Genomic DNA, 13,550 nt, shown 5'->3' with positions numbered 1-13,550 from the left:
ACCACCGGCCTTACACATAGGTGTTGATGGTGCGTCCCAGCGTACTGAGGCTTTCTCCTACTGCGGTCAGCCCATGGGCAGCAGCTGTGCCAGTGGCACTGACGCCGCCGCTCAGGCCGCCTCCTGCTGCCTTGGCGGCAGAACCCAGTTCGTCGACTACGTTTTTTGCTCCCTGGCGCAGCACACTATAAGCCGTGGGTGTGCGTGCTACGGTGGAAACTCCACTGATTGTGCTCATGTCGCTCTCCCCTACCGTTTTGTACCTGGTTTATGCCCGCTGCAGCCGGCATGTAAATTTACGTTATGCCGTGTTAAGACAATCGGCCATTTCCTTTACGTTTTCTTACCTTGTTTTTTAATCACTAACGCTAATTAACTGAAAATGAAAATAGAATAAAAGGAGTAATAAAAGGAAAGGGAGCAGCAAAGTGAAAACACTGGCTACTAAATTATCGGCCTGCCTGGTATTTACCGGCTTTATCACCGGCTGCGCCTCTTCTCCACAAACACTGGTTACCGCACCAGTGCATATCAGACCGCAATTTACCCCGGTTGCGCTGGAAGATAGTCCCGGCTCCATTTACCAGCCCAACAAGGCAATGTTGTTATTTGAAGAGCCTATTGCCAACCGTGTTGGTGATGCGTTGAAGATCAATATTGCCGAGAATCTCTCCTCCAGTAACAATGCCAACACATCGACCAGTCGCACATCTACAATTTCCGAATCCGGTCCGGGTGCGCTTTCCTCGATGGGTGGTTTGCTGAAAGAAATTTTTGATTACAGCGGCAAAGCAACTGGCAGTAGCAGCCTGAAAGGCACCGGCCAGGTAACCAATGCCAATCAGATCAGCGGCAGCCTGATGGTTTCGGTAACCGATATATTGCCCAATGGCTATATGGCAGTGGCCGGCGAAAAAGCCGTGGCCGCCAGTGGCAATACCACGCTGCTGCGGTTTTCCGGCATTGTGAACAAGCGCGATATCAAGGTAGGTAATGTCGTATCTTCCAACGACGTGGGTGATGCACGCATCGAGCAGATCGTGAATGGGGTAGCCAGCGAAGTGGCCTCACGCACTGCAGCCCAGAACTTCTTTGCCGGGCTGATCAATTTCTGGTAGTCGTTGCAGCCCGTTTGGCTACATCTTGTTCAAAACGGGTTGCCCCGTTGGCGGCCTCTCCGCTGCCTGCCTGCCATTGCGTCATGTTCTCGGCAGAGAACATCTTGCCCAGCAAGGGTGACAGTTTCTTCCCCGTTGAACTCCACTTGTCATAGGCCATGCCATCCAGCTTATAGGCTGCATTGGCCAATACCTTGCCATTCTTTTTCAATAGCAGATTAATGTCGGTGATATAGGGCCGCAATTCATCGCTGAACATGGGCGAGCCCCACTGCGTCAATACCGTGTAATACAGCAGGGCATCACAATTGGCCGGCGCATTACCAACGGCATAAATCCGGCTTTCCAATTCCCGCTCGCGCAGCTGCTTTTGCAATTCGGGAATGAAGTCCGGCACAATCACACTGGAATTAAGCTCGACACAGATATCGTGTAGCTCTTCATGGGGATGTGCCATACCATTGGTGCTGGTATTGGGGGCCATATTGGCCACCGAGGTTACCGCCGTACTGGCCAGTTGCACCCCGGCCACGATGGGAGAGGTAATCAGGGTACAGGCACTTAATGTCAGCGCAGCAGGTGCAATCATAAAACGCAGCAGATATTTCACCTTCGTACTCGCCAGACAATTAAAACAGAGCAACCCTAGCAGTAAAATAAAATGCCCCGAAGGGCATTTACAGACATTTACACGCCTGAATGCATCAGGCTGCTGCTGGCTTATTTTTTGACGCCCAGCTCGCGCAGGCGCTCGTCCAGATAACTGCCGGCGCTATGCCGTTCAGATAGCACCACTTCCGGGCGCGGATGCAGGAACAAGGGCAGCGACACCCGGCTCTTCAGCGCTGCCTCCCCTTGCGGGTTCACCACCCGGTGCTGGGTGGACGGGTAGTAACCCTGTGATGCCTCTTGCAACATATCGCCGATATTGATGATCAGCATGCCGAAATCACAGGGTACATCCACCCAGTTGCCCACCTTATCCTGTACTTGCAGGCCGGGCTCGTTGGCCGCCGGCAGGATGGTAAGCAGATTGATGTCGCCATGTGCCGCTGCACGCAGCGAACCTGCCGGTTCGTCTCCGCTAAGTGGTGGATAGCGCAGCACGCGCAGCAGGGTTTGCTGGCTGTTTTCAATCATGGCGGACAGCGGCTGGCTGTATTGTGCGGCGATATCGGCTGGCGTGTGCGCCTGCACCCAGCCCAGCAGCTCACGCGCCAGCGCATTGGCGCTGTCGTAATAGCGGCGGGCATCATCGGCCAGCTGCGGCGGCACCCGCCCCCAAGGATAGATGTGGAAGTATTCCTTGATGTCCTTCAGGCTGGCACCCTTGGCCGTTTCCGAAATGTCGGGGGAAAAATAACCGTCCTGCTTCGCCACGGAAAAGGCGTAATCGTGCTTTTGCGGACTGTTGAAGAAGGCCAACCAGTCAGCATAGATTTTTTCCACCAGCTGCTGGTCGATGGGGTGATTCACCAGCACGCCAAAACCGGTTTCGTGCAGGGAACGGGTAAATTGCGCGGCAGCATCGGCGGCGCGGTAGTCGACAACGCGGACGTTCATGCGAGGGAATCCTTACGGAAGGTGGCCGTCAGGCAAGATCGGGACGGACCACGGCGGCGGATTCTACCCCTGCCGTTGCAGCAGGCAAAGCGCAGCGAAGTGAACTCAGCGCAGGGCCACGTGGGGCGGGCCATCCGCTTGCGGCGTCAATACCACAAGCCCGGCTTCGGCCAGCATGGCCAGGCGCCAGAACAGGTAGCTGTCCGGCACAAAGGCTGTGAGGTGTCGCCCCATGACGCCCCCCACCAGACGCGCTGCCGCCTGCGGCCCTTCGCGGCGCAAAGCTTCCAGCAAGGCTGCATCGAAACAATCCGCGCCGGCCTCGCTTAACTGGCCATCCCGCAGCGCGCGCCACCCCACCCCGGCCTGCTGCCAGTTGTCCCACTCGGCGGCAAGGCGCTGGCGCTCTGCCGGCTCGACTGGCCGGGCAGTACCGATCAACGGCTGAATTTCCGGCTGGCCGCACATGCCCATGGCGACATGGCCATTGTGCTGGATATCCACCTTGCCACTGACTTCCACCACCAACAGCGGCTGGCTGGCGTGGGCATGCGCGCACACCATGGCCAGCAGCAGGCGGTCATGCGCGCCATCGCCCAGCCACAGGCAAAGCGGCTGGCGCTGGGCAAACACGCGGAACAACTGCTTGCGACAGTGCCAGTAGTCCTTGAGAAAAGCTTCGTCGATGTCCGGCAGCCAGCGCATGGACCACCAGATGCGGTTCCACCACGCCACCCGCGCCTGCGGGTCGATGGCATCCGCATCGGCCAGCGGGCCATGGGCAAAGTCCTCCACCACATCCAGCACCTCGTCCCCCGGCAACAGGGTGCGCAAAGCCTGGGCGGCGGCAGGCCCGGTCAGCAGATGTACGGTGGACTGGGTCACACGCGCTGGTCCATGTCGAGGGCCGGCATGGCGCCTTCCACCGTTTGCGCCACCACGCGGGCCGGTACGCCCGCCACGGTGGTATGCGGCGGCACGTCTTCCAGCACCACGCTGCCGGCACCCACCTTGGCACAGTCGCCAACGCGGATATTGCCCAGCACGGCGGCACCGGCACCCAGCATCACGCCGTCGCCGATCTTGGGGTGACGATCGCCCCGCTCCTTGCCGGAACCACCCAGCGTCACGCCGTGCAGGATGGAAACATTATTGCCGATGACCGCGGTTTCACCGACGACCAGTCCGGTGCCGTGGTCCAGCATCACTCCCTGGCCGATACGCGCTGCCGGGTGGATATCCGCCCCGGTGACTTCCGAAATGCGGTTCTGCAGGAACAAGGCCAGGGTCTTGCGCTGCTGCTGCCACAGCCAGTGGGTGATGCGCTGGCTTTGCAGCGCATGGAAGCCCTTGAAATACAGCAGCGGTGTGGAATAGCTGTCACAGGCTGGGTCACGCTCGAAACAGGCGCGGATGTCGGCCCGTGCCGAGGCACTGATGGCCGGGTCGGATGCCAGCGCCTCGCGGAACAGTTCCATCAGGGCGCGCGCGTCCATCACCGGGCTGGCCAGTTTGCTGGACAGGTGAAAGGCCAGCACGTCTTCCAGCGTGCTGTGCCGCAATACCGTCATGTGCAGAAAGCTGGCCAGCATCGGTTCGTCACGCGCGGCTTGCTCGGCTTCCTGCAGAATGGCGAGCCACAGGGCGTCGCCGGAATCTTGCTTCATGCTTGTTACTCCATTACCACGCGGCCCGAGCCATGCCGGGCCGGTGCTTACAACAGGACCACGTCAAACTGTTCCTGGGTATAGGTGGATTCCACCGATAGCGAAATCGGCTTGCCGATGAAGTCCACCAGCATGGCCAGGCTTTGCGATTCCTCATCCAGGAACATGTCGATCACCGGCTGGGCCGCCAGGATGCGATAGCCCTTGGCATCAAACTGGCGTGCCTCGCGCACGATTTCGCGCTGCACCTCGTAACACACGGTCTGGGCGGTCTTGATTTCGCCACGCCCCTGGCAGGTGGGGCAGGGTTCGCACAGCACATGCGCCAGGCTTTCGCGGGTGCGCTTGCGGGTGATTTCCACCAGACCCAGGCTGGTAAAGCCGTTGAGCGTGACACGGGTACGGTCGCGCGCCAGTGCCTTCGCCACCTCGGTCAGCACCGCCGTCTGGTGTTCCTCATTATCCATGTCGATGAAGTCGACAATGATGATGCCGCCCAGATTGCGCAGCCGCAGCTGGCGGGCAATGGCCTGGGTGGCTTCCAGATTGGTCTTGAAGATGGTTTCGTCGAAATTGCGGTTGCCGACAAAGCCACCGGTGTTGACGTCGATGGTGGTCATCGCCTCGGTCTGGTCGATGATCAGGTAACCGCCAAACTTCAGGTTCACCCGCCGCGACAGTGCCTTGTCGATTTCCGCCTCGATGGAAAACAGCTCAAACAGCGGGCGCTCGCCCGAATAGCGCTCGATCTTGCGCACCGAGGATTGCACGTATTGCTCGGCAAACTCCACCATGCGGCTGTAGTTTTCGGTCGAGTCGACAATCACGTGCTCGGTGGTGTCGCTCACCATGTCGCGCAGCACGCGCACCGCCAGCGGCAGGTCTTCGTACAGCAGGCTTTGTGCCGGCAGGTGCTGTGATTTGTGGCGGATGTCGGCCCACAGCTTGGACAAGTATTCGATGTCGGCCTGCAGCTCGTCATTGCTGGCGGTTTCGGCACTGGTGCGGATGATGTAGCCACGTGGCGTTTCCGGCGGCAGCAGCTTTTCCAGCCGCGCCTTCAGGCTGTGGCGCTCGGCCTCGCTCTCGATCTTCTGCGAGATGCCGATGTGTTCTTCCTGCGGCAGATGCACCAGAAAACGACCGGCCAGCGAAATCTGGGTGGACAGGCGCGCACCCTTGGTGCCAATCGGGTCCTTGATCACCTGCACCAGCACGGTCTGGCCTTCAAACAGCATTTTTTCGATGCGCTGCGGCTCAGTAGGATGCTGACGTTGTTCCAGCACATCGGCGATATGCAGGAAGGCGGCGCGCTCCAGGCCGATTTCGATGAAGGCGCTCTGCATGCCCGGCAGCACGCGCTTGACCTGGCCCAGATAGATGTTGCCGACAATGCCGCGGCTGGCGGCACGCTCTACGTGCAGTTCCTGCACGATGGAATCTTCCAGCACCGCCACCCGGGTTTCCTGTGGCGTGATGTTGACGAGAATCTGTTCCTTGGGGCGCTGGATGTCGCGCGGCAGAGGAATGGACTGATGCAGCATGGTCTTTCCTCCTTGATTAAGGGAATTGGTGGCCAAACAAGCCCAGCAGTTCTGCGGTTTCAAACATCGGCAGGCCCATCACCCCGGTATAGCTGCCGGCGATATGGTCGATGAACACCGCCGCCAGGCCCTGGATGCCATAGGCACCGGCCTTGTCGAAGGGCTCGCCACTGTCGATATAGCGCTGGATGTCGGTTTCGCTCAGCACACGGAAATGCACTTCGGTAATGCTGGTGCGCAGTTCGACGCGTTCATCCTGGCGGATGGCCACACTGGTCACCACCTGATGGCTGCGACCGGAAAAGGCCCGCAGCATGCGCGCGGCATCGGCAGCATCAGCCGGCTTGCCATAGATTTCACCCTCCAGCACCACGGTGGTGTCGGCGGACAACAAGGGGCGTGACGGCAAACCGCAGTTTTGCACTACGGCCCAGCCGGCAGCGGCTTTTTCACGCGCCAGGCGCTCGGTATAGGCTACTGCGTTTTCACCGGGCAATACCGACTCGTCGATGTCGGCGTGGATGCGTTCCAGGTGCACGCCCAGCTGTTCCAGCAGTTCGCGACGACGCGGGCTGCCGGATGCCAGGTAAATACGGGTATCGCTTGGGGTCATGATGTTGTCGCTGCCAGTGTTATCAATATTTATTTAGCTGCAAGGTTAGCAGAGCGGCCCATGGCCGACTATCTGCTGCACCGCAAAAGCGCCCGGCCTGGTAGAAGCACCTACGCAAAACGCCCTGCAACAAGGCAGGGCGTTTGGTGGGTCATGGCATGGTCAGACGATGGTCGGACTCAGGCCAGACGGCCATGGCACTGCTTGTACTTTTTACCGCTGCCGCAGGGACAAGGATCGTTGCGGCTGACGCGCAGACCTTGCTCGGCCAGCATTTCCGGCGACAGCGGGTTTTCCTCGCCATCGTCCTCGCCCAGCGAGGAGCCCGGCTCGGCATGCTGCATTTCATACTCACCCAGTTGATGCGGCTCGACTGCGTCCACGTCTTCCTGACCGCGAATCTGAACAGTCATCAGCACGTTCACCACGCTGCGCTTGATACGTTCCAGCATGTCTGCAAACAGTTCGAACGCTTCGCGCTTGTATTCCTGCTTGGGGTTCTTCTGCGCATAACCACGCAGATGAATGCCCTGACGCAGGTGGTCCATGGCCGCCAGATGCTCGCGCCAGTGGGTATCCAGCATCTGCAGTACCAGGCTGCGTTCAAACTGGCGCATCACCTGCTCGCCGGCCAGTTCCACCTTGGCCTGATAGGCATCAGCAGCCAGCTGGATAATACGTTGCTTGATATCCGGAATATCCAGCGTGGATTCGGCCTTGATCCAGTCCGCCACCGGTGCGGCCAGCTGGAATTCGGCTTCCAGTGTCTTTTCCAGGCCCACCAGATCCCACTGCTCTTCCATGGATTCCGGCGGCAGGTGCAGGTCCACCAGGTCGGACAGCACGCCTTCGCGCATGTTCACCACCACCGCGCTGACGTCTTCATCCTGCAGGATGTCATTGCGCTGCTGGTAGATCACCTTGCGCTGGTCGTTGGCCACGTCATCGTATTCCAGCAATTGCTTGCGGATGTCGAAGTTGCGGCCTTCCACCTTGCGCTGGGCGTTTTCAATGGAGCGGGAAACCCACGGGTGTTCGATGGCTTCGCCGTCCGGCATTTTCAGGCGGTCCATGATGGCAGCCACGCGGTCGGAGGCAAAAATGCGCAACAGCGGGTCTTCCAGGCTCAGGTAGAAGCGGGAAGAACCCGGGTCGCCCTGACGGCCGGAACGGCCACGCAACTGGTTGTCGATACGGCGCGATTCATGACGCTCGGTACCGATGATGTGCAGGCCGCCTGCGGCCAGCACGGCGTCGTGACGCAGCTTCCATTCGGCGCGGATGGCTTCGATACGGGCGTTCTGCTCGTCTTCAGACAGGCTGTCGTCCTTCTGTACCGCACGGATTTCCGGTTCCGGGTTGCCACCCAGCACGATGTCGGTACCACGACCGGCCATATTGGTGGCTACGGTAATCACGCCCGGGCGACCGGCCTGTACCACGATGTCAGCTTCACGCGCATGTTCCTTGGCGTTCAGCACATTGTGCGGCAGCTTGGCCTGCTTGAGCAGCTCGGCAATCAGCTCGGAGTTTTCAATGCTGGTGGTACCCACCAGTACTGGCTGACCACGTTCCTGGCAGTCCTTGATATCGGCCAGGATGGCGTCGTACTTCTCGCGCGCCGAACGGTAAACCTTGTCCTGTGCGTCCTTGCGCTGCATCGGGCGATTGGTGGGGATCACCACCGTTTCCAGGCCGTAGATGCTCTGGAATTCGTAGGCTTCGGTATCGGCCGTGCCGGTCATGCCGGACAGCTTGCCGTACAGACGGAAGTAGTTCTGGAAGGTGATGGAGGCCAGGGTCTGGTTTTCGCGGTTGATTTCCACGCCTTCCTTGGCTTCCACGGCCTGGTGCAGGCCTTCCGACCAACGACGGCCCGCCATCAGGCGGCCGGTGAATTCATCCACGATCACCACTTCGCCATCCTGCACCACGTAGTGCTGGTCCAGATGGAAGAGCGAATGGGCACGCAGCGCGGCCATCAGGTGGTGCATCAGGGTGATGTTGGTGGCCGAGTACAGGCTGTCGCCTTCCTTCAGCATGTCCAGCTGTACCAGGATGTCTTCGCAATGCTCGTGACCGGCTTCGGACAACAGCACGCTATGGGCTTTTTCATCCACCCAGTAGTCACCCTCGCCGTCCTCGGTTTCCTGGCGCTTGAGCAGCGGCGGTACCGCGTTCATGCGCTGGTACATGTCGATATTGTCTTCAGCCGGGCCGGAGATGATCAGCGGGGTACGCGCTTCGTCAATCAGGATGGAGTCCACTTCGTCGACCACGGCGAAAGCCAGCTTGCGCTGCACCTTCTCGCCGGTGGTGAACACCATGTTGTCGCGCAGGTAGTCAAAACCAAATTCGTTATTGGTACCGTAAGTGATGTCGCAGGCATAGGCAGCTTGCTTGTCATCATGTGCCATCTGCGACAGGTTCACGCCCACGGTCAGGCCGAGGAAGTTGTACAGGCGGCCCATGATGCCGGCGTCACGGCTGGCCAGGTAGTCGTTGACGGTGATGACATGCACGCCATTGCCGGTGAGTGCATTCAGGTACACCGGCAAGGTGCCCACTAGGGTCTTGCCCTCACCGGTACGCATTTCGGCAATCTTGCCGTTGTGCAGCACCATGCCGCCAATCAGCTGCACGTCGAAGTGACGCATGCCCAGCACACGGCACGAGGCCTCGCGGCAGACGGCAAAGGCCTCCGGCAGGATACTGTCAAGCGTTGCGCCCTCAGCGATGCGCTTTTTGAACTCGGCGGTTTTTCCCGCCAAAGCCTCGTCGGACAGCGCTTGCATGCCATCTTCGAGGGCATTGATGCGCGCCACTTCCTGACGATACTGTTTCAGCAGGCGGTCGTTGCGGCTGCCAAATACTTTCTTGAGTAGCGAGGAAATCATGTATTCCAATCCAGAGGCCCGGACGGGCCGACAAAACAAAATAGGCGAAAGTGTAGCACATCCGCGAGACTAGGTTATGGGGGCGAGCTTGCGCTGAATCAAGCCATGGCAGCCAAATTACTCGCCGAAGCGAGGCCCCGATGGCAAGCTGCCATCCGTGTCCTGCAGCAGAGGCTCCACCCCGTAAAGCAGGCAACATCGAGAAATTGCCAAAGTAAGCGCGGATGGCTTTAAATACTTGCAAATCGGGATGTTGCAGATATTTTTCAGCAAATGTTGTCGTTACATAATCCATACAAAAATTTGTCAGATTTCATCAAAACTTGATGTTTGCCTTGTTATCATTCGTGCGCGTTTGCAGAGCCAGTTTGATGTTTGCCCACGGCCAGCCGTGACATAACAAAAGATGGTGCTCATCTGATGAAGAAGCGGAACGGAGCCTGCACCGTGCCGCCAGGTTAACCACACCAATCGGAGAGGCCTGATGACTAGCGTTATCCGTCCGTTTATTCCTGCCACAGCCAGACGGCTGCTGCCCAATCGCTGGGATCTGATCGCTTTCCCCCTGATTCTGGGCTTTCTGTTATTTGCCACCACCGGCATCGAAGGTACTTGGGCACCCATCAGTGCCTTGCAGACCGAACCGATCTCGCTGGATGCGGCCAATCTGCCCGAATACGCCGTGCGCACCACGCTGCGCATGCTGGCGGCCATGCTGGCGTCCATCGTGTTCACGCTGATCTACGGCACGCTGGCAGCCAAGAGCCGCCGCGCCGGCCAGTTGCTGGTGCCCATTCTGGACATCCTGCAATCGGTGCCGGTGCTGGGCTATATCTCCTTCACCGTCACCTTTTTCCTGGCGCTGTTTCCCGGCCGGGTGCTGGGTGCGGAGTTTGCCGCCATCTTTGCGATCTTCACCTCGCAGGCATGGAACATGACCTTCAGCTTCTATCAGTCGCTGCGCACCGTGCCCAACGACCTGAAAGAGGTGTCGCAGAACCTGCGCCTGTCCGGCTGGCAGAAATTCTGGAAGCTGGAAGTGCCGTTCTCCATGCCGGGGATGATCTGGAACATGATGATGTCCATGTCCGGCGGCTGGTTCTTCGTGGTGGCCTCCGAAGCCATTACCGTGGGTGACAAGACCGTCACCCTGCCGGGCGTGGGCTCCTACCTGGCCATGGCCATCGCCCAGAAGAACCTGGCGGCGGTGGGCTGGGTGATTCTCACCATGACCGTGGTCATCATCATCTACGACCAGTTTCTGTTCCGCCCGCTGGTGGCCTGGGCCGACAAGTTCCGCCTGGAAGACACCATGTCGCAGGCGGCACCGGAATCCTGGGTGCTGAACCTGATCCAGCGCACCCGCTTCATCCAGCAGCTGCTGCGCCCGTTTGGCAAATTGCTGAAAAAGCTGGCGCGCCTGCGGCTGAATATCAGCCTGCCACGTGCCATCCATACCGAGCCCCACTCCGGCGTATCGCGCGGGCTGGATATGCTGTGGGGTGCTTTCATGGTGCTGCTGTGCGGCTATGTCAGCTGGCGGCTGTACAGCTTCATCAGCAGCGAGGTGGGGCTGGGCGAAACCTTCAAGGTGATTGGCCTGGGCTTCATCACCCTGATTCGCGTCACCCTGCTGATTGCGCTGGCCTCCATCGTCTGGGTGCCGCTGGGAGTGCTGATCGGCCTGCGTCCGCGCCTGGCTGAGATGATCCAGCCGGTGGCGCAGTTTCTGGCCGCCTTCCCGGCCAACCTGTTGTTTCCGGTATTCGTGGTGTTCATCGTCCACTTCAAGCTGAACCCGGATATCTGGCTGTCACCGCTGATTGTGCTGGGCACGCAGTGGTACATCCTGTTCAATGTGGTGGCCGGTGCCAGCGCCTTCCCCAATGACTTCCGCGAAGCGGCCGCCAATTTCCACATCAAGGGCTGGCAATGGTGGAAGCAGGTGATGCTGCCGGGCATCTTCCCCTACTACATCACCGGTGCCATCACCGCGTCCGGCGGTGCCTGGAATGCCAGCATCGTGTCGGAAATGGTGTCCTGGGGCGATGACAAGCTGGCCGCCCACGGCCTGGGTGCCTATATCGCCCAGACCACCGCCGCCGGCGACTTTCCCAAGATTCTGCTCGGCATCTGCGTGATGTCGCTGTTTGTCGTGCTGTTTAACCGCTTACTGTGGCGTCCGCTGTACGCCATTGCCGAAAACAAACTCCGTCTCAACTAAATCAGGGGGAAATCCATGCCACACGAAACTACAACCCTGAGACAGGAAATCTTCTCCCTCAAGCATGTCGACAAGGGCTACCACAAAGGTGGCGAGGAAGATATCCAGGTGCTGGACGACGTTAATCTTACCTTGCACGAAGGGGAAATCGTCGGCCTGCTGGGACGCTCCGGCTCGGGGAAATCCACCTTGCTACGCATTATTGCCGGGCTGATTCAGGCCAGCGCCGGTGAAGTGAACTACTGCGGCCAGCCACTGACCGGTCCGGCCGAAGGCGTGGCCATGGTATTTCAAACCTTTGCCCTGTTCCCCTGGCTGACCGTGCTGCAAAACGTGGAAGCCGGGCTGGAAGCGCTGGGCGTGGAACCCAAGGAACGCCGTCGCCGCGCGCTGGCCGCCATCGACCTGATCGGCCTGGACGGCTTTGAAAACGCCTACCCGCGCGAATTGTCCGGCGGCATGCGCCAGCGCGTGGGCTTTGCCCGCGGCCTGGTGGTGAACCCCACCCTGCTGCTGATGGATGAACCGTTCTCGGCGCTGGACGTGCTGACTGCGGAAACCCTGCGTACCGACCTGCTCGACCTGTGGAACCAGAAGCAGCTACCAATCAAGTCCATCCTCATCGTCACCCACAACATCGAAGAAGCGGTGTTCATGTGTGACCGCATCATGGTGTTGTCATCCAATCCGGGCCGGGTGGTGGCGGAAATCAAGGTACCATTCGCCCATCCGCGCGACCGGCTGGACCCCACCTTCCGCAAGATGGTGGACGATATCTATGCCCTGATGACCCAGCGCCGCAGCGCCGATACCCTGCACAAGGTGCAACTGGAAATCGGCAGCCCGCTGACCGAAGTATCCACCAACCTGATGGCCGGCCTGATGGAAGCACTGGCAGCCGCACCGTACAACGGCCGCGCCGACCTGCCGGAAATCGGCAGCAAGCTGCTGCTGGAGGTGGACGACCTGTTTCCGGTCACGGAAACACTGGAACACCTGGGCTTTGTCGAACTGCGTGATGGAGACATCGAACTGACCGCTGCCGGCAAACTGTTTGCCGACTATGGCACACAAGAACGCAAAGTGATATTTGCCGAGCATCTGCTGCGCCACATCCCGCTGGCGGCACGCATCCGCCGCGTGTTGCAGGAACGCCCGGGCCAGCGCGCACCGCGCCTGCGCTTTGAACAGGAGCTGGAAGATTCGCTCAGCGATGGTGCCGCCGAGGAAACACTGGATACGGTAATCAGCTGGGGCCGTTATGCCGAGATCTTCTCTTATAACGACCACAGCGAAACCTTCAGCCTGGAAGACGTGGAAGGCGCGCAGTAAGCGCCCTCCTGTCTTTACCGCAAGGGCCGCACCCATCAGGGCGCGGCCCTTGTGCGTTATTCGGCTACAATAGCCGCTTACCCCCAGTCAGACGCCCCATGTCAGAACGCCAGTTTGAAGATATCGCCCGCGGCGACAGCACGCTGCGCCAGCTCACGCGCGAGGCCAATGCGCTGATGGCGCTGGACCAGGTATTCCGCAGCCAGTTGCCACCGCAGCTGGCCGAGGCCTGTCGTGCGGTGCGCATTCGCGATGGCGAACTGGTGGTGTTTGCCAACAACGGCATTGTTGCAGCCCGGCTGCGCATGATGGGCAACAGCCTGCTGGCCCCGCTGGAAGCACGCGGCTACAGCGCCAGCAAGGTGCGCATCAAGGTGGACATCCACCTGACGCCACCACCGCCACCGCCCAAGCGCATCGGCATCAGCCAGCAGGCGCTGGCTGAAATCGAAGCCGGTGCGCAGCAGGTGAGCAACCCGCTGGTGAGCGCCGCACTGGCGCGGCTGATTGCCCATCACAAGTCTCGTTCCTGAACCCCGCCTGCCAATGAAAACAGGCCGGAACCCTGAATGGTTACGGCCTGTTGTTTCGT

At 59.8% G+C, this 13,550-nt stretch carries 12 protein-coding genes; 4 read left to right on the top strand and 8 right to left on the bottom strand.

What is annotated here, in order from left to right; translation table 11 throughout:
• Positions 1–10 precede the first annotated feature (10 nt).
• Positions 11–238 (bottom strand): hypothetical protein, encoded by a 228-nt coding sequence (locus tag QVF59_RS12630; RefSeq protein WP_159880085.1) that lies wholly within the window; start codon positions 236–238, stop codon positions 11–13.
• Between the two features lie 190 nt (positions 239–428).
• Here QVF59_RS12630 and QVF59_RS12625 point away from each other — a divergent pair, with 190 nt between their 5' ends.
• Positions 429–1,118: a flagellar basal body L-ring protein FlgH gene (locus QVF59_RS12625; protein WP_159880087.1), complete on the top strand. Its 690-nt coding sequence runs from the start codon at positions 429–431 to the stop codon at positions 1,116–1,118.
• On the opposite strand, the gene QVF59_RS12620 is transcribed toward QVF59_RS12625, so the two are convergent.
• The 7 genes from QVF59_RS12620 to secA form a co-directional block, all read right to left on the bottom strand.
• Entirely contained in the window at positions 1,105–1,728 is a 624-nt protein-coding gene (locus QVF59_RS12620) for a cell division protein FtsI (protein ID WP_159880089.1), read from the bottom strand. The two genes, QVF59_RS12625 and QVF59_RS12620, sit on opposite strands and share 14 nt — an antisense overlap.
• 110 nt (positions 1,729–1,838) lie before the next feature.
• Entirely contained in the window at positions 1,839–2,681 is an 843-nt protein-coding gene (locus QVF59_RS12615) for an isopenicillin N synthase family dioxygenase (protein WP_287880344.1), read from the bottom strand.
• Between the two features lie 105 nt (positions 2,682–2,786).
• Entirely contained in the window at positions 2,787–3,566 is a 780-nt protein-coding gene (locus QVF59_RS12610; RefSeq protein WP_287880342.1) for a DUF3658 domain-containing protein, read from the bottom strand.
• A complete protein-coding gene (gene cysE, locus QVF59_RS12605) occupies positions 3,563–4,348 on the bottom strand; it encodes a serine O-acetyltransferase (RefSeq protein ID WP_287880339.1) in 786 nt (261 codons plus the stop codon). Before cysE ends, QVF59_RS12610 begins: the two co-directional genes overlap by 4 nt.
• 47 nt (positions 4,349–4,395) lie before the next feature.
• Positions 4,396–5,892 carry a ribonuclease G gene (rng, locus tag QVF59_RS12600; protein ID WP_287880336.1) on the bottom strand — a complete coding sequence of 499 codons (1,497 nt, stop codon included), beginning with the start codon at positions 5,890–5,892 and terminating at the stop codon, positions 4,396–4,398.
• 16 nt (positions 5,893–5,908) lie between these two features.
• Positions 5,909–6,505, bottom strand: coding sequence for a Maf family protein (locus tag QVF59_RS12595; RefSeq protein WP_159880099.1), 597 nt, complete (start codon positions 6,503–6,505; stop codon positions 5,909–5,911).
• Positions 6,506–6,684: 179 nt separating this feature from the next.
• Positions 6,685–9,402 carry a preprotein translocase subunit SecA gene (gene secA, locus QVF59_RS12590; RefSeq protein ID WP_159880101.1) on the bottom strand — a complete coding sequence of 906 codons (2,718 nt, stop codon included), beginning with the start codon at positions 9,400–9,402 and terminating at the stop codon, positions 6,685–6,687.
• A gap of 484 nt (positions 9,403–9,886) precedes the next feature.
• Between secA and QVF59_RS12585 the strand changes: the two genes are divergently transcribed.
• The 3 genes from QVF59_RS12585 to QVF59_RS12575 all read left to right on the top strand — a co-directional run bounded on the left by QVF59_RS12585 (position 9,887) and on the right by QVF59_RS12575 (position 13,491).
• Complete coding sequence (locus tag QVF59_RS12585) at positions 9,887–11,626, top strand: ABC transporter permease (protein ID WP_287880331.1); 1,740 nt, start codon at positions 9,887–9,889, stop codon at positions 11,624–11,626.
• 15 nt (positions 11,627–11,641) lie between these two features.
• A complete protein-coding gene (locus tag QVF59_RS12580) occupies positions 11,642–12,958 on the top strand; it encodes an ABC transporter ATP-binding protein (RefSeq protein ID WP_159880105.1) in 1,317 nt (438 codons plus the stop codon).
• A gap of 98 nt (positions 12,959–13,056) precedes the next feature.
• Positions 13,057–13,491, top strand: coding sequence for a DciA family protein (locus QVF59_RS12575; protein ID WP_089082893.1), 435 nt, complete (start codon positions 13,057–13,059; stop codon positions 13,489–13,491).
• Positions 13,492–13,550: the final 59 nt, after the last annotated feature.

The sequence above is a fragment of the Aquitalea sp. genome (assembly GCF_030150775.1).
GTDB lineage: Bacteria > Pseudomonadota > Gammaproteobacteria > Burkholderiales > Chromobacteriaceae > Aquitalea > Aquitalea denitrificans.
The sequence above is the reverse complement of the archived record's forward strand: the minus strand, read 5'-3'. Positions and strand labels throughout refer to the sequence as shown.

Coding starts and splice junctions, on each gene's coding strand:
- QVF59_RS12575 (WP_089082893.1), top strand. CDS start 13,057: ATGTCAGAACGCCAGTTTGAAGATATCGCCCGCGGCGACAGCACGCTG.
- QVF59_RS12585 (WP_287880331.1), top strand. CDS start 9,887: ATGACTAGCGTTATCCGTCCGTTTATTCCTGCCACAGCCAGACGGCTG.
- QVF59_RS12630 (WP_159880085.1), bottom strand. CDS start 238: ATGAGCACAATCAGTGGAGTTTCCACCGTAGCACGCACACCCACGGCT.
- QVF59_RS12580 (WP_159880105.1), top strand. CDS start 11,642: ATGCCACACGAAACTACAACCCTGAGACAGGAAATCTTCTCCCTCAAG.
- QVF59_RS12595 (WP_159880099.1), bottom strand. CDS start 6,505: ATGACCCCAAGCGATACCCGTATTTACCTGGCATCCGGCAGCCCGCGT.
- cysE (WP_287880339.1), bottom strand. CDS start 4,348: ATGAAGCAAGATTCCGGCGACGCCCTGTGGCTCGCCATTCTGCAGGAA.
- QVF59_RS12615 (WP_287880344.1), bottom strand. CDS start 2,681: ATGAACGTCCGCGTTGTCGACTACCGCGCCGCCGATGCTGCCGCGCAA.
- rng (WP_287880336.1), bottom strand. CDS start 5,892: ATGCTGCATCAGTCCATTCCTCTGCCGCGCGACATCCAGCGCCCCAAG.
- secA (WP_159880101.1), bottom strand. CDS start 9,402: ATGATTTCCTCGCTACTCAAGAAAGTATTTGGCAGCCGCAACGACCGC.